The organism is Rhodopila sp. (genome assembly GCF_965277825.1).
Lineage (GTDB): Bacteria > Pseudomonadota > Alphaproteobacteria > Acetobacterales > Acetobacteraceae > Rhodopila.
Window position 1 is genome coordinate 82,840 of record NZ_OZ255846.1, and the last position, 16,107, is coordinate 98,946.

At 62.8% G+C, this 16,107-nt stretch carries 13 protein-coding genes, 1 tRNA gene and 1 pseudogene; 9 read left to right on the forward strand and 6 right to left on the reverse strand.

Annotated features, from left to right (window positions below; translation table 11 throughout):
- Nucleotides 1-146 precede the first annotated feature (146 nt).
- A complete protein-coding gene (locus ACQY4T_RS00915) occupies nucleotides 147-1,865 on the reverse strand; it encodes an N-acyl-D-amino-acid deacylase family protein (RefSeq protein ID WP_428536406.1) in 1,719 nt (572 codons plus the stop codon).
- Between the two features lie 283 nt (nucleotides 1,866-2,148).
- Here ACQY4T_RS00915 and ACQY4T_RS00920 point away from each other — a divergent pair.
- The 4 genes and pseudogenes from ACQY4T_RS00920 to ACQY4T_RS00935 all read left to right on the forward strand — a co-directional run bounded on the left by ACQY4T_RS00920 (nucleotide 2,149) and on the right by ACQY4T_RS00935 (nucleotide 5,562).
- Nucleotides 2,149-2,583: pseudogene (locus ACQY4T_RS00920) on the forward strand (GlcG/HbpS family heme-binding protein).
- A 182-nt stretch (nucleotides 2,584-2,765) separates the two neighbouring features.
- Nucleotides 2,766-4,310, forward strand: coding sequence for a 2,3-bisphosphoglycerate-independent phosphoglycerate mutase (gpmI, locus tag ACQY4T_RS00925; protein ID WP_428536408.1), 1,545 nt, complete (start codon nucleotides 2,766-2,768; stop codon nucleotides 4,308-4,310).
- Nucleotides 4,307-5,047 (forward strand): class I SAM-dependent methyltransferase, encoded by a 741-nt coding sequence (locus ACQY4T_RS00930; RefSeq protein WP_428536410.1) that lies wholly within the window; start codon nucleotides 4,307-4,309, stop codon nucleotides 5,045-5,047. The genes gpmI and ACQY4T_RS00930 overlap by 4 nt, the downstream gene beginning before the upstream one ends.
- Before the next feature lie 41 nt (nucleotides 5,048-5,088).
- The gene (locus ACQY4T_RS00935) at nucleotides 5,089-5,562 is read left to right on the forward strand and encodes a DUF1348 family protein (RefSeq protein ID WP_428536412.1); all 474 of its coding nucleotides are present in this window, start codon (nucleotides 5,089-5,091) and stop codon (nucleotides 5,560-5,562) included.
- A 17-nt stretch (nucleotides 5,563-5,579) separates the two neighbouring features.
- Here ACQY4T_RS00935 and ACQY4T_RS00940 read toward each other — a convergent pair whose 3' ends face one another.
- From ACQY4T_RS00940 to ACQY4T_RS00950, 3 genes are all read right to left on the reverse strand, one after another.
- Complete coding sequence (locus ACQY4T_RS00940) at nucleotides 5,580-5,957, reverse strand: hypothetical protein (protein ID WP_428536414.1); 378 nt, start codon at nucleotides 5,955-5,957, stop codon at nucleotides 5,580-5,582.
- Nucleotides 5,958-6,213: 256 nt separating this feature from the next.
- Nucleotides 6,214-7,107, reverse strand: coding sequence for a lipid A biosynthesis lauroyl acyltransferase (locus tag ACQY4T_RS00945; protein ID WP_428536416.1), 894 nt, complete (start codon nucleotides 7,105-7,107; stop codon nucleotides 6,214-6,216).
- 5 nt (nucleotides 7,108-7,112) lie between these two features.
- Nucleotides 7,113-8,144, reverse strand: coding sequence for a zinc-binding dehydrogenase (locus ACQY4T_RS00950; RefSeq protein ID WP_428536418.1), 1,032 nt, complete (start codon nucleotides 8,142-8,144; stop codon nucleotides 7,113-7,115).
- A gap of 266 nt (nucleotides 8,145-8,410) precedes the next feature.
- Here ACQY4T_RS00950 and ACQY4T_RS00955 point away from each other — a divergent pair, with 266 nt between their 5' ends.
- The 5 genes from ACQY4T_RS00955 to ACQY4T_RS00975 all read left to right on the forward strand — a co-directional run bounded on the left by ACQY4T_RS00955 (nucleotide 8,411) and on the right by ACQY4T_RS00975 (nucleotide 14,484).
- Nucleotides 8,411-8,848: a hypothetical protein gene (locus ACQY4T_RS00955; protein ID WP_428536420.1), complete on the forward strand. Its 438-nt coding sequence runs from the start codon at nucleotides 8,411-8,413 to the stop codon at nucleotides 8,846-8,848.
- A gap of 83 nt (nucleotides 8,849-8,931) precedes the next feature.
- Entirely contained in the window at nucleotides 8,932-9,558 is a 627-nt protein-coding gene (locus ACQY4T_RS00960) for a glutathione S-transferase family protein (protein WP_428536422.1), read from the forward strand.
- A gap of 133 nt (nucleotides 9,559-9,691) precedes the next feature.
- Nucleotides 9,692-9,784: transfer RNA gene (locus ACQY4T_RS00965), tRNA-Ser, on the forward strand.
- Nucleotides 9,785-9,954: 170 nt separating this feature from the next.
- Nucleotides 9,955-11,181 carry a tyrosine-type recombinase/integrase gene (locus ACQY4T_RS00970; protein WP_428536424.1) on the forward strand — a complete coding sequence of 409 codons (1,227 nt, stop codon included), beginning with the start codon at nucleotides 9,955-9,957 and terminating at the stop codon, nucleotides 11,179-11,181.
- 486 nt (nucleotides 11,182-11,667) lie between these two features.
- Nucleotides 11,668-14,484: a DUF3987 domain-containing protein gene (locus ACQY4T_RS00975; protein ID WP_428536426.1), complete on the forward strand. Its 2,817-nt coding sequence runs from the start codon at nucleotides 11,668-11,670 to the stop codon at nucleotides 14,482-14,484.
- Between the two features lie 344 nt (nucleotides 14,485-14,828).
- Here ACQY4T_RS00975 and ACQY4T_RS00980 read toward each other — a convergent pair whose 3' ends face one another.
- Together ACQY4T_RS00980 and ACQY4T_RS00985 are read right to left on the reverse strand one after the other, a co-directional pair.
- The gene (locus tag ACQY4T_RS00980) at nucleotides 14,829-15,350 is read right to left on the reverse strand and encodes a hypothetical protein (protein WP_428536428.1); all 522 of its coding nucleotides are present in this window, start codon (nucleotides 15,348-15,350) and stop codon (nucleotides 14,829-14,831) included.
- A 43-nt stretch (nucleotides 15,351-15,393) separates the two neighbouring features.
- Nucleotides 15,394-15,951, reverse strand: coding sequence for a recombinase family protein (locus ACQY4T_RS00985; RefSeq protein WP_428536430.1), 558 nt, complete (start codon nucleotides 15,949-15,951; stop codon nucleotides 15,394-15,396).
- Between the last annotated feature and the right edge of the window lie 156 nt (nucleotides 15,952-16,107).

Below are 16,107 nucleotides of genomic sequence, written 5' to 3' on the forward strand. Positions count from 1 at the left end.
CCGGATTGTCCCGGCCGTCTTGTTGGTCAGCGCAGCATCCGACAATGAGGCGGCGCCGTAAAGCACCGCCTCCGCAATATCTGGTTTACCGCAAACCTCCGCCGGACCCGCCGACACCAGGTCCGGCCACCGCTGGACTCCGCCCGCTAACCCGCCCCCGCGCGCACCAGCCGCCCAGGCGTCGCCCCAGTGAACACGCCGCCCTCGAACGTCGAGACCCCTGACACGAACGTGTTGCGGTAGCCGTCGACCCGCTGCACCAGACGCCGGCCATTCATCGGCAAATCGTAACGGACCTCAGGGATATGCAGCCGCAGCGCCTGGTAATCGATCACATTGACATCGGCCTTCCGCCCCACCGCCGACCGGCCGCGATCGTGCAACCCGAAGAAGTCCGCGGTCTCGCTGGTCTGCCGCTTCACCATCAGCTCCAGCGGCAATTTCGGCCCGCGCGACCGATCCCGCGCCCAATGGATCAGCATCCAGCTCGGCACGCTGGCATCGACGATCGAGGAACAATGCGCCCCGCCATCCGAAAGCCCCAGCAGCGTCGCGTCATCCGTCAGCATGGTATGGATGATGTCCAGGTTGTCCTCGTTATAGCCGACGATCGGGAAGAACAGGAACCGCTCCGCCCCGCCGGCCAGGTAGTCGTACGCTACCTCGTCCGGCGTCCGGTTCGAACGCGCCGCCAGCGCGGCGATGCTGTCCTTTTCCTCCGGCTCGTAGTTCGGCGGATCGCCCATCGGAAACATCCGATTCCACCGCGTCACGATGTGCTGGCGGAACTGCGACAGCCGGTCAAGCAACGCCGGCGACGGCGCCTCCGACAGGATCTGCGCTCGCAGCGCCGGATCCCCCATCCGCCTGATCCGTTCCGCCACCGGAAGTCGCAACAGCGCCTGATAGCTCGGCCGGATGGAGAACGGATTCAGCGCCGTATCGATCCCCAGCATCACCCCCACCGGCCGCCCGGCAACCTGAGCCGTCACCATCGCGCCCGCCGCCCGCGCCTTGTGCACCCCATCCATCAGCCGCCGCCAGCGCACCGTGTCGGTCGGCCGATCGGTCAGCAGGAACCACACCGGGCGCCCGGTCTCCTGGCCGAACTTGGTCATCCATTTCAGCTCTTCCGCCTCGTCGTCGAAGTCGCTGTTCACCCCGAACGCGCCATGCCCCAGATCCTTGAACGCCGACCCGATGCCCAGCAGTTCATCCACTTCCGAGTAACGACCCGGCACCATCTCCCCGCTCGGCGTCTTGTGCGAGTTGGTGCGCGACGTGGTGAAACCGAACGCCCCCGCCTCCAGACCGACCCGCACCGCATCCCGCATCGCCGCGATGTCATCACCGGTCGCCGGCTCACGCTTGATCGCCCGCTCGCCCATGACATAAACCCGCAGCGGATGATGCGGAATCTGCGCCGCGACGTCGATCGCCCGCGGCATCTGGTCCAGCGCGTCGAGATATTGCGGGAACGTCTCCCAGTTCCACTTCAACCCGTCGGCCAGCGCGATGCCGGGAATCTCCTCGATCGATTCCATCATGCCGATCAGCGACGAGTGATCCTCGTTGCGCACCGGAGCAAAACCGACACCGCAATTGCCGAACAGGATCGTGGTGACGCCGTGCCACGACGACGACGCCAGCACCGGGTCCCACGTCGCCTGCCCGTCGTAATGGGTGTGCACATCGACCCAGCCCGGCGTAACCAGCAAACCGCCGGCATCGATCTCCCGCCGGCCCGGCCCAGCCTTGCCGCCGACCTGGGCGATCTTGCCGCCATCCATCGCAATATCGCCGGTAAAGGCCGGCTGCCCGGTCCCATCGACGATACTGCCGCCTCGGATCACCGTATCATGCATCGGTCGCTCCCGTTCTTGTTCTACCGACCGGTAGGGAAAACCCCGAGGCAGCCGCGGTCAAGTTTCGCCCCACAAGCTGCCGCCAAGCCGACATATTGCCGCTCGACCATTTCGGCGATACCCCAACACCAGCCGCGCATAAGCGGACCGAACCGGGAGGCTGTCACCCATGCGTATCGCCGCAACCATCATCGCCGCCAGCATCGCCACCATGCCCATCGCCACCATTCCGCTGGCGCACGCCCAGGCCCCGGCCGCCGCCCCCGCTCCGGTGCCGGAGGCCATGCCATTCGACATTCCCTACGGCCCGCCGATCCATCTCGATCAAGCAACAACGGCGATCACCGCCGCGATGGCCGAAGCGAAAAAGCATAACTGGAAAATGTCGATCACCGTGGTCGATCCGGCCGGCAACCTGGTCGCCGATGTGACGATGGACGGCACCCAATAAGCCTCGATCGCGATCTCCCAGGCCAAGGCCCGCACCGCGGCCTTGTTCCGCCGGCCATCCGGCATGTTCCAGACCGCCGTCAACGGCGGCTCGCCGAACGGTCTCAGCCTGCTGGCGGTGGCCGGCGGCGTCGCCAGCGAAGGCGGCTTCCCGATCGTGATCGACGGCAAACTGATCGGCGCGATCGGCGCCAGCGGCGGCATCTTCACCCAGGACGCGGTCACCGCCAAGGCCGGGCTGGCTGCCGTGATCGCCCAAACAAAGTAGCCGCCGCGCCGTCAATCCGCTTGTCCCCCGCAACCTTGGACGCTACGCAGGGATTGGCGACTGGCAGCGGATCGTCTCGAATTGTTCCAACCTGAGCCACCGCCCGCGCAACCACATCAGCCAGGGCTGGATGCCTCGACCGGAGATATCCTGCCCCGCGCAGTCAGAGGGATGGCAGACCCATGGCGACCCGACCGGTAATGCTGGTGATCCTAGACGGCTTCGGCTGGCGTGACGAAACCGCCGACAACGCCGTGCGCCTCGCCAACACCTCCACCTTCTCCAACCTTTGGGAAACCTGCCCGCATGCCATCCTGCACCCGTCCGGCCGCGACGTCGGACTACCCGAGGGCCAGATGGGCAACTCCGAGGTCGGCCACCTCAACATCGGCGCCGGCCGAGTCCTGAAGCAGGAACTGGTGCGGATCGGCGACGCAGTGGCCGACGGCAGCATCGCCCACGCCCCAGCCTTCACCGCCCTGGTCGACACTCTGAAGCGGACCGGCGGCACTTGTCATCTGATCGGCCTGGTATCGCCGGGCGGCGTGCACGCCCACCAGGACCACGCCGCCGCCTTGGCCGGATACCTGCACGACGCCGGCATCAAAACCGTTGTCCACGCCATCACCGACGGCCGTGACACCCCGCCGCAATCCGCCGCCGAGGACCTGAAACGCCTGCACACCGCACTACCCGATTCCGTGCCGGTCGCCACCGTCGTCGGCCGCTACTTCGCGCTGGACCGCGACCACCGCTGGGACCGCGTCGCCCAGGCCTACGCCGCCATCGCCGATGCCCAGGCACCGCGTTTCCCCACCCCCAAGGCCGCCATCGAAGCCGCCTACGCCAGCGGAAAATTCGACGAATTCGTCCCCGCCTCGGTGATCGGCAATTACGCCGGGATGCGCGACGGCGACGCCATCCTATGCTTCAACTTCCGCGCCGACCGGGTCCGCGAAATCCTCGCCGCACTGCTCGACCCGGCGTTCGACGGTTTCCCCCGCCCCAATCCGCACACCTTCGCCGCCGCCGTCGGCATGACCCGCTATTCCGACGCACTGGCTCCCTTCCTCGGCGTTCTGTTCGCTCCCGAAACGCCGCGCAACATCCTGGGCGAGGTCGTCGCCAACGCCGGCAAAACCCAGCTCCGCATGGCCGAGACGGAAAAATTCCCCCACGTCACCTACTTCCTCAACGGCGGCCAGGAAACGCCCTTCACCGGCGAAGACCGCATCATGGTCCCCTCCCCCAAGGTCGCCACCTACGATCTGCAACCCGAAATGTCCGCCCCCGAACTGACCGACAAGGCGGTGCAGGCAATCGACAGCAAAAAATACGACCTGATCGTGCTGAATTTCGCCAACCCCGACATGGTCGGCCACACCGGCGTCCTGGCCGCCGCCATCAAGGCGGTGGAGACCGTCGACACCGGCCTCGGGCGCATCGCCGAGGCGATCCGGCGCCAGCACGGCGCGCTGCTGGTCACCGCCGATCACGGCAATTGCGAACTGATGAAGGACCCCGAAACCGGAGGCCCGCACACCGCCCATACCACCAACCCGGTCCCCGTGGTGCTGATCGGCGACAGCGACCGGACAATCCACGCAGGCCGCCTCGCCGACCTCGCACCGACCTTGCTGGACCTGATGGGCATCCCCCAGCCGACCGAAATGACCGGCCAATCGCTGATCTCGCACCACGCCGCCGCGACGGACCCAGCCCGATGAACGCAACCGATCTGGAAACCGCTGCCCTGCAGTTCATGACCGAGATCGATGCGCTCAAGACCGAAATCGATCCGAAGTTCCCCTGGTACCCCTACGGCAGCCTCAACAACTTCGTTCACCTCAAGCCGCTGTTCGAGCAGTTCCCGCTGCACCAACTGCTCGGCGACCGCCCGGCGCTCGACATCGGCGCCGCCGACGGCGACCTGGCTTTCTTCCTCGAACGCCTGGGCCACGCGGTCGAGGTCATCGACCATGCGCCGACCAACTTCAACGGTCTGCGCGGCGCCCGCCTGCTAGCCGAACGCCTGAACTCCGCCGTCGTCATCCATGATGTCGACCTCGATAGCTACTTCGCCTTGCCCGCGACACGCTACGACCTGGTGTTCTTCCTCGGCATCCTCTACCACCTGAAGAGCCCCTTCCTGGTGCTGGAAAGTCTCTCCAAAGTAACAAAATACCTGTTGCTCAGCACCCGCATCGCGCGCTTCACGCCGCAAGCCGACCCGATCAGGCACCTGCCGGTCGCCTACCTGCTCGACCCGACCGAGGCCAACAACGACTCGACCAACTATTGGATCTTCAGCGAAACCGGCTTGCTCCGCCTGTTCGACCGCTCCGGCTGGGACGTGCTCGCCCACCGCAGCGTCGGCGACACCAAATCCTCCGACCCGGCCCGGCCCGGCCACGACGAGCGTTGCTTCGCACTACTGGCAAGCCGTGCTCCGTTCCCCGGGTGAACCCTCCGACCGGAACCGCGAACACCTTCCAGGAGAACACAATGTCCGCCGACCGACCGCCGCTGCCGCCATTCAACCTGGAAACCGCGCGACAAAAGGTGCGCGGCGCCGAGGATGCCTGGAACAGTCGCGACCCAGACCGCGTCTGCGTTGCCTACACTGAACACAGCCGTTGGCGGAACCGCAGCGAGGTCTTCCAGGGCCGCCCGGCCATCACCGCGTTCCTGACGCGCAAGTGGACCCGCGAACTCGACTACCGCCTGATCAAACAACTCTGGGCATTCACCGACGCCCGCATCGCGGTTCGCTTCGCCTATGAATATCATGACGACTCCGGAACATGGTTCCGCGCCTACGGCAACGAGAACTGGGAGTTCGACGCCCACGGCCTGATGCACACCCGCCACGCCAGCATCAACGACCTGCCGATTGCCGCCTCCGCCCGCCTGTTCCACTGGGACCACACGAGCCCGCGTCCCGCCGACTACCCGAGCCTGACCGATCTCGGCCTCTGATCCGTCCGCGGCCTGCCTCAAAACCCTTGAGCGGTGGCCGACGCCACCGCCGCCTGGATCAACTGCAGGCAGCCCGCGCGATCGCCCGCCGCCAGCGCCTGCCGAGCCTGCGAAATCTGCCCAACCGTCGGATTGTCGCTCGGGTCGTTGGTTCGCCCTAGCGCCACTGAGCGGTCCAGCATCCGCGTCTGCGCCCGTTCCAGCGCCTCCTCGACCTCGCCGGTTCGACCCGCCGCCAGCGCGCCTTCCGCCGCGCGCAGCTCATCCGATGGTTTCGCGCCCTCCGGCACGTTCGGCGACGGCAACGGCGAGAGCACTGATTCGCGGGCCTGCTGGGCCAGCGCGGTACCGGAACCGGCGATCAGTAGCGAAACGAATAGAACAACAGCACGCATCGATTTCGGTTTCCTCAGCATATGATTTTCGGCGCTACATCGAACGCGTGGCAAAATAGCGGCGGCGGCCCGGTCCGCCATCCACAACGCCACAACGCCACAAACGCCACAACGCCACAACGCCACAACGCCACAACGCCACAACGCCACAACGCCACAACGCCACAACGCCACAACGCCACAACGCCACAACGCCACAACGCCACAACGCCACAACGCCACAACGCCACAGGGCTATGGACAGCCGGCGCCCCGGTCAACGCCATCGACGGTGGAACCAAAGATATTGCCCGGGATGGTCGCGAACCCAACCCTCGACGATCGAGGTGATCATCTGCGTCGCCGCGACCACGTCGATCTCTCCGTCGTCCCCCCTTGGCAGCTCGTACGGACCGAACCCCTCGATCCGGAATCCATGCGCCGGCAGGCGGATCACCCGCACCCCGATCACCGGACAATCGAATCGCCTAGCCAGCCGCGCGACCGAGGGGTTGGCCTTGCACCGCCGGCCAAAAAAATCCACCTCCACGCCACGGGAAAAATGCTGGTCCACCAGCATGCCCAGATGCTCGCCCGCGTTCAGCGCCGCCGCCATCTCCAGCGCCGCCTGCGCCCGGGTGCGGATCAGCCGCCCCATCAGCGGCGCTCGGATGCGGATGATCTCCTTGGCCACCGCCTTGTTGTTCGGCATCCGGTAGACCACCGCCGAGGGCAACCCGTGCGCCGCCGCGGCAATGGCCGGCAATTCCCAGTTTGCCAGATGCGCGGCGAAACACAGCGCCGGCTTGCCGTCGTCGCGCAACAGATCGAACAACGGCACGCTGTCGGTCTGGATGCGGCCAATGTTCGGACGCTGCATATCGAAGTCCCAGATCCGCGCCATGTGAACATACTCGCCGCCGACCCGGCCAAGATTCTCCCACGCCTCGGCCAGCGTGGCCTCGATCCAGGCAGTGTCCTTCTCCGGAAACGCCGCGCGGAGATTAGCCCGGCCAACCCGGTGTGCCGGCAGAAACGGGCCAACCCGCCTGGCCACCGCGCCGCAGAAATCCGACGCCCGATCAGGTTCGGCGCGCCGCAGCAGCCGGATCAGCCATTTCACCACGCGGCCCAGGATACGTTCCGCGTACAGTCCGATTCGACGGCGCACGTCGCTCAGAGTTCGATCAGGATCTTGCCGAACACGTCCCGTGTCTCCAGCCGTTCCACCCCGGCGCGGAAATCAGCCAGGCCATAGACGGTGTCGATCACCGGCCTGACCCCGGATGCGATCCGCTGCAACCCGCGCGCCAGCGCCGTCATCGGGGCGCCAAACGACCCGATGATCCGGTACTGCTGCTGAAACAACTGCATCAGGTTCAGGCTGCCGACCGGCCCCGAGGTCGCGCCGCAGGTCACCAACCGCCCACCCCGCTTCAGCGACAACAGCGACCCCGCCCAGGTGTCCGCGCCGGTGTGCTCGAACACCACATCGACGCCCTTTTTCCGGGTCAGCTTGCGCACCACGCCCTCGAACCGGTCCTCGCGGTAGTTGATCACGTGGTCCGCCCCCAACGCCCTGGCCTGCTCGGCCTTGGCCTGCGAACCCACCGTGGTGATGACGCCGCAGCCGATCGATTTGGCGATCCGGATGGCGATGCTACCGATCCCGGACCCGCCCGCCTGCACCAGCACCCACTCGCCGGGCCGCAACTGCGCGTTGTCGAACAGCATATGCTCCACCGTCCCATACGCCACGGCGACGCACGCGGCATCCTGCATCGACACGCCATCAGGAATCTTCACCAGCAACCGAGCCGGGTGATTGGTCAGGTCCTGGGCAAACCCGTCGACATGGAAGCCACGCACCCCGGCGACATTCTCGCACAGATTGTCGCGTCCGCTCAGGCAGGCCGCGCAGGTGCCGCATGTCAAAGCCGAGTACGGCACAACGCGATCCCCCGGCCTGAATCCGGTGACGCCGTCGCCGACCGAGGCAACCTCGCACGACGTCTCCGCACCCACCGTCAGCGGATAGGTCCGCTTGGCGAACGCCATCCCACGGAAGCCCCAAACGTCGATGTGATTGAGTCCGACCGCGCGAACCCGAAGCTGCACCTCGTTCACGCCAGGACCCGTCGGGGCGTCACGCTCGGTCAGCGCAACTTGCCGGTCGGCAACCAGCCGCAACGCTCGGATCATCGCCATCGCGCTGGGGTCGATAATGATTTCATCGCCCCCAGTAATCAGCCTTCACCGCCAGGGCAATCCCCGACCGGGACAAACCCCCTGTTAAACAAACCCCCTGTTAACGGCTAATTCAGCCATTCCACCTAATATTATATCCCGGCCCATAACGCCCGGTTCGCGGTGAAGGCTGAGCAGGAGGGATCTGCGTTTGTCGCGATTCCCGGTGTCGATCTCAGCGAAATCCTGTGCATCCAGGAAGATCGCCAGGTTGCCAACGACAATACGTGGCGTTCCACAGTCTTCATCTGCAAATCCCGCCCAGTCCGCTGCGGGCGCACCTCGTGCATGCCCGTGTCAAGGTGCGCCAATATCCTGATGGCTGCCACGTGGTGTTCCACGGACAGCGCTGCCTCACGCGCTACGACCGTGCAGGCCTGTTGCAGGAGGGCTGTTCTGACGACGCTGGGATGAGCGCGGCCAGCAAGAGCCCCGCTGGTGGATTTATGGAAAACCCAAGCAGGTTACCCACAACTCCCCAGCCGCAGCATCAGGTCAAGCGAGGCGATGAAACTGTCTTTGTAGCAGAAGATGTCATCGAGAAATGCGACGACGATTGGCCGCCTGACCTGCCGCCAGAGCAAGCCCTGTCCCGTTCAACAAACACCAAGAACGAGATGGCAACAAGCGGACAATTGATGTGCTACCTACACCGGACAAGTTAACTAGCTATCGACAGATAAAGCTGGGCGTCTTGCCGCGGGCCGCTGTTCTGTCCACTGTGCCGCCAGCCTGGAAAGGGACGCGCATGTCGATCGAACTGTATACCTGGAACACCCCGAATGGCCGCAAGATCAGCGTGGCGCTCGAGGAAATGGGGCTGCCGTACAACGTGCATGCGGTCAACATCTCAAAGAACGAGCAGTTCGCGCCGGACTTCCTCAAGATCAGCCCGAACAACCGGATCCCCGCGATCATCGATCCGGAGGGGCCGGGCGGGGCACCGATCAGTGTGTTCGAGTCCGGTGCGATTTTGATTTACTTGGGGCAGAAAACCGGAAAGTTCTATCCGACAGACCCGCGAGCCCAGGTACCGGTGCTGGAGTGGCTGATGTGGCAGATGGGCGGGTTTGGTCCGATGCCCGGTCAGGTGCATCACTTCTTGCAGGTGGAAAGTCCGCAGGACCAGCGCTATGGGCTGGAGCGCTATTCGAAAGAGACCGCGAGGCTTTACGGCGTGCTCGACCGCAGATTGGCGGAGCATGAGTTTGTCGCCGATACGATCTCGATCGCCGATTTCGCCATCCTGGGATGGGCGTGGCGGCACGAGCGGCACAAGACTGATTTGGCCGCATTCCGCAACGTCAAGCGGTGGTATGAGGCGATAATGGACCGCCCCGCGGTCAAGCGGGGCTTTGAGGTGGCACTGAGCTAAACCGGGATCGGGGCCAGACCGGGATCGTGCCGTTTCAGGTTTGACGCTGAGGCGCCGTTTCCCTACAACATGCTGGCAAACGCCGTGTCCGGGCTTGCCGTGCGAGCGGGTGGCTTGGGGATGTTGCCCCGGCGGAGGGGTGGCCGAGTGGCTGAAGGCGGCGGTTTGCTAAACCGTTGTACGGTGTCAAGCCGTACCGTGAGTTCGAATCTCATCCCCTCCGCCAAGCGACGTCCCACGGCGTCTCATCGCATTCCAAACTAGGCGACTTATCAATCACATAACCGAGCCATTGTCCCCAGGGGTCATCGGTCGGCTCCGAGAATCCCAACTAGCCTTGTGGGTTGAATTGTGGGTAAAGAAACCCCAGTCTGCCGGATGAGCAATAAGGTAGGGATGACGATGGCGATGGGTTCGCGGCTTTCTGCATTGAAGGTCAAGTCATTGACCAAGAGCGGTCGCTACGCCGACGGCAACGGTCTCTATCTCCAGGTTTCCCAATCCGGCACGAAGGCGTGGCTCTTCCGGTTTATGCGGGCAGGCTCCGCTCGGCAGATGGGGTTGGGTTCGGCTGTGGTGGTCTCCCTTGCGGAAGCGCGGTCGCGGGCAATCGAATGTCGCCGGTTGGTGTCCGACGGACATGATCCCATCGTACAACGCGACGCCGAGCGCAGCGCACAGGCGACCGGGCGCACGTTCGGAGACGTAATGACCCTCTATCTCGCGTCGCATGAAGGCGGTTGGCGCAACGCGAAGCACAGGCAACAGTGGCGGAATACGCTCGACACATATGCCCTCCCCGTTCTGGGTGCCACGTCCGTCGCCGCAATCACGGCTGGCGATGTGCTGCGCGTCCTGACGCCGATCTGGAAGGACAAGACCGAGACCGCATCGCGGCTCCGTGGTCGGATCGAAGCCATCCTGTCCTATGCGAAGGCCCTGGGCTGGCGGCAGGGCGAAAATCCGGCGGCGTGGAAAGACAACCTTGCCCAACTGTTGCCCGCCAAGGCGCGGATATCCAAGGTGGAGCATCACGCGGCACTGCTTTGGCGCGAGGTTCCGATTTTCATGCGCGACCTTCGCCAGCGGGACGGCGCAGCCGCCCAAGCGCTCCGCCTGTTGATCCTGACCGCCACCCGAACCTCGGAAACCCTTGCCGCGCGATGGTGCGAGTTCGACCTGGCACGCTCACTATGGATCATTCCCGCCGACCGGATGAAGGGCGGGAGGGAGCATCGCGTGCCGTTGTCGCCTGACGCATTGGCGATCATCGGACGCTTGGGCAGCGTGGACACGCAACCCGACGCCTTCGTGTTTCCTGGCGCAAAGGAAGGCAAGCCGCTGTCCAATATGGCGCTGTTGATGCTCCTCCGGCGAATGGAGCGCGGCGACCTCACCGCGCACGGATTTAGGTCGGCGTTCCGAGACTGGGCATCCGAGGCGACCGACCATCCAAACGAGGCGGCGGAAATGGCGTTGGCGCATGTGGTCGGGGACAAGGTGGAAGCCGCTTACCGGCGGGGCGACCTGTTCGGCAAGCGGATAGCGCTGATGGCTGACTGGGCGATATTTTGTGGATCCCGTGCGGATTCAATTTTGACATCTGAATCCCCGACCGTTTAGGTTCTGCTCTACCGATCCTCGGTTTCGAGGCGGCGCATTCACATTTTAGCAGGCAGAACATGAACCGTCCCAATTTGGCGACCGCCGAAGCGTCTCCAGTTCCCATCGCAATGTCCATTCCCGATGCCGTCAAATGGTCGGGCTTGTCGCGTTCCGAGGTCTACCGTCGCCTTAAGGTTGGCGACCTTCGGGCTAAGAATATGCGCTCCCGCACACTGATCTTGACCGAGAGTCTACGTGAGTGCGTTGACGCCCTGCCCGATATGGCGTAGCCGCGACCCAGCAGCCAATCAGTAATAATTCGATATAATTCGTGATGAATGGCGCGAGGTAGCGCCCCATCCATCAAGTCATCATCAGATTAAATAGAGAAAGCCCCCACAACGGCACTTGCAGGGGCTTTCGATATACACATTGAACAGCGATGTTCTAGGTGTATTTACTCAACATTGCAAGTGCCATCTTAGCAAGAGGCATTTTATTACGATGACCAGCGATATTCTTGATTTAACACACGCGATCCGCGAAGCAGCGTGGCGTAAAGGCTATCGACCCGTTCCGATCATCAATCCGGGTATCGACGTAAAGGGTGCTGGGAAGCGCCCAGCCGGTTCCGGTCTGCACTGGTCACACTGGGAGCAGGATGCACGCCAAGACCCTCCCTTTGCCGTTTCCAGCCAACCCAGCGCTCGCGCAACAAACACGGGCATTCTGTGTGATGGACTCCAAGCCGTTGATATCGACGTGGATGATGCCGATCTCGCTGATGCGGTTGACCGCTTGTGCGTCGAGATGTTGGGCGACGCGCCGATGCGTTATCGAGATGACAGCGCTCGCCGGTTGCGCTTGTTTCGGGCAGCGGACGGTGAACCATCCCACGTCGAGGTGATGGAAGATGAAGCGGTTGCCGCTGGCGCCAATCGCAAGCCGTACGGAGTCGAGGTGCTTGGTAAGGGAAACCAGTTCCTCGCTGTCGGATTTCATCCTGACGGCGCATTTTTGGACTGGCGCGACGGTCGCAATCCGACAACCGTTCCGCGTGACGACCTTCCGGCTGTCACCGAAGACCAGGTAGCCGAATTCCTGTCGCTCGCGGGCGAATTGATCGGCGCCAAACCACCCCGACAAAACCGCCAAAACCGGCAAAACCCCGCAGTGGTCGGGCATGACGCTGATGGCGAGGGAAGTTTTGGTAGTTTTGTCATGGCTGATCGAGATGCAGCACTCGCGGACGTGTTGGCTGCGCTCACAGTCGTTGCAGGTGACGGTGGCTCGTACAAGGTCTGGATTCGGGTGGGTATGGCGATTTTCACCGCGACCAATGGAAGCCTTGATGGTCTCACTGCGTTCGATGAGTGGTCGCGCAGGTCGCCCAGGTATGACGCCGCCGCGGTCGAGAGAGCATGGCGGACATTCCGGCCCAATTCGCTTACATTCGGCACGCTCGTCCACATGGTGCGGGAGGTTGATCCGGCATGGCGTGCGCCATCATGGGATCCGCGCGGCCGCGATCCCGACATTGGAGCCGATATCCCGCCGACACGGATCGCGGTGGATATTCTTAACCGCACCGTTGCACCGCCACCGACTCTGCCGCTTGCCACTTTCGGATGCGATTGGGGCGGATGGCTGCAACAAGCGGCGGTGGTGGCGAACGCTCCCGTCGATTACGTCGCCACATCGTTGCTGGCAGTCATGGGGTCGCTAATCGGTAATGCACGCTGGGGTCAGGCGTGGCAGGGCTGGGCGGAGCCGTCCGTGCTTTGGTGTGCGCTCGTTGGGGAGCCGTCCTCGTCAAAGACACCAGCCGCCAAGATGGTGCTGAATCTGCTTCGGCAGGTGGAAAACGATACGGCGGAAGGCTTCGATGAGATCTATGCCGCTTGGGAGGAAAGCGCAGCCCGTGCCAAGGCGGCGCGAAAGCAGTGGGAGGCATCCGTAGCGTCAGACAATACAGCGCCGATGCCCCGCACCATCGTTCCGCCGGAGCCAATGCGTCCGTTGGCATCGACCGGTAGCGTGACCATCGAGAAGGTTGCAAAGATGATGCAGGCGCAGCCGAAGGGCTTTCTCATTAACAACGACGAACTTGCTGGGTGGCTCGGCAACCTCCAGCGTTATTCCGGTGGCAATGACCGTCCGTTTTGGCTGACGGCATGGACGGGCAGTTCATATCGGGTTGACCGAGTGACCTCTGCGACGACGATCATTCTTCACCTCTCGCTTGGTATCTTTGGCACGATCCAACCGGACAAATTAGCGGCTACACTAAAGGGCGCCGACGATGGGCTGCCCGCGCGGTTTCTGTTTTGTTGGGCGAATGCCCGACCGTTCGCCCGACCAAGTGGTACGGTCAGTGTGTCTCGGGTGACGGAAGCGCTTTGCCGATTGGCGCGGCTTCAGATGGCAGGATCGGAGGATGGCTCAGTGGTTCCCGTCTTCAATCCAGCCACCAACGGAGCCGCCGACGCCCTGACTGCGTTTGCGTCGGAAATGCAGGCACAGGAACGGCAAGCCGGTGGTCTGATGATCGGCGTGCTGGGCAAGGCCCGGGGGTATGCGCTTCGGTTGGCAGTCGCGCTAGAGTACCTGCAATGGGCGTGGACGGGTGACCGGTCAGAGCCGACGGAAATTTCAGCCAAGGCGATGCGGGCGGCGGTCGAACTGATGCGCGATTACTTTCTGCCGATGGCTTCTCGCGTGCTGGGCGATGCCGCGATCACTCAGCAGGAACGTGATGCGCGAACGCTGGCGAAATGGATTGCCGCCGAGCGACCGAACAAGGTCAACATTCGTGGTCTGTCACGCGGCGAGACCGGCGGTACGGCGATGCACGGACTGCGCGACCGGAAGCGGCTGGAGGCTGCTGCCGACTGGCTTAAGGACTGTGGTTGGCTCCAGCATGGCGCGGTCGGTAAAACCGATGGACGACCGCGTTCTGACCACCTGATTGCCGATGGGCTTTGGTCGGCACTCGATGACTATGCCTGCCAAAACCAAGAAAACTGCCACAAGTCGGCGGATGTCAAAACGGAAGAGGCTTCTGGCGGTTTTGGCGGTTTTGTCAGCACGGATACGCCCGCCGATCAGCCGGAGGTATCTGACCTGGTGGCGGACACCGTCGGTGATGATAATGCAGAACACATCACGGAGAGCAGCGGTCTACCGCCTCTGGCACCCGTTCCAATCATCCTGCCCCCGTTCCGCAACGGATCCCAGCCCGATGTTCCAGCCGGTGATGGCGTGTCAACGTTGCTGGATCGGATGATTGCCGAACGGCGGGCTTCCGACTGCGAATTTTGACCAATGCGATGGCACGGGTTGGGCAACCACTCTGTGTCGTCGCCCGTCGTTTGAGTAGAGGCGGATCGTCTAAATATCAGCATGAGATACCGAGACATCATGGAAGCCGCGCGCGACGCCCAAGCATCTGCCGACACCCAGCGAACGCAACGGGAAAAGTTGGCGGCGGCAAACGACAAGGTTGCCCAGGCATCGCGGACCTACCAGAGGACGGTGGCGACGGCGCACGCCAACGCGACGGCGGCGAAACGGAAACTAGCGGCACCATCAAAGCCACCTCCGAAGCCACAAAGACTATTGGCGCCGATTGTAGGGGCGACGCTGCCCTAGTGGTCGCTTTGTGATCAATCTCGCCCCATCATCTTGCGGATGGCGATAGCATTCGACGGGGGCTTTCCTTGACCGGCGTTCACTACACCATGTATCACAGTTCTATAAATCCTAGACTTTCGTTGATTACGGATGTCTGGATTTTGCCCACCACATTCTTCGACAAGCATTGTCTCTAGTTTGTCGATTGCCTTTTTGTTGATGGCTCCCCGCGCCTTCGGCAACAATACAAAGAAAACAACTGGCTTCCCAGTATTTGCCAGAGCCAGTGCCTCACAGTACTTTTTGCAGTTGCTATCGTTAAACACCTCCTGAGCAAAACTTTTGGTGGCTTTGCCTACATACCAAGGCTCATGCCTTTGCCCTTTCTGAATCGCAAAGATATAACATCCAATGCGAGTGCCGAGAGCCGACTCGCCTAGAGCCTTTCGAGCCGCCGACGAGTCGATAACTCGCGGCGCACCTTGCAATGTTGGAGCCGACAACTTCGTGCTGCCAACATGGAAGGTGGGTGAATCGACAAAGGCAATCGGCATATTCCGCTCCCGAAAGAATAATTCGTCTTGGTATTTTCTACAGTCAAACGCTTTCGAGCATCCGGTAGACGCTGCTGCGAGCAACACCCAACTGGCGAGCGATATGGGCGGGCTTCACGCCGGTTGCGTGCATCGTCCTGATGGTATCCACCTGTACAGCGACGGTCGGCTTACGACCCTTGTACTTGCCGTCAGCCTTCGCCTTGGCGATACCCTCGCGCTGGCGTTCCAACATAATCTCACGTTCCCAGGCGGCAACGCCAGAGAGGATCACCAGCATCAACTTACTCGTCGGGTTCCTGGTATCCAGCCGCTCGCCGCCCATGCTCAGGATCACCAGCCCGATCCCACGCTTCGTCAAATCGAATTCGATAGTGAGCAATTCGGCAGTCGATCGGGCGAGACGGTCGGGCTTCGTCACCACCAGAACGTCACCCTCTCGAACGAACTCCAGGCACGCCTTCAACGAGGAACGCTGCACCATGCTAGAAACCTGTTCGCTGAATATCTTGTCAGCACCCGCCGCGCGAAGGTCGCGCTCTTGTGCCGCAAGACCGGCGAATTGTTCGGCGGTAGAAGTGCGGGCGTATCCAATCAGCATGATGATTCTTTCTCGCAGGTGTTTAGACTCTATAGGACACTCTGTCCGGAAAACCTAATGCCATCTCCGTGAGACAGTTCTACTACGGCAACGGAGACGCCGGCTACGTCCTGCTGGGGCTTGCCCCAATGAGACCGCGCGACTTGCTGCCACCTC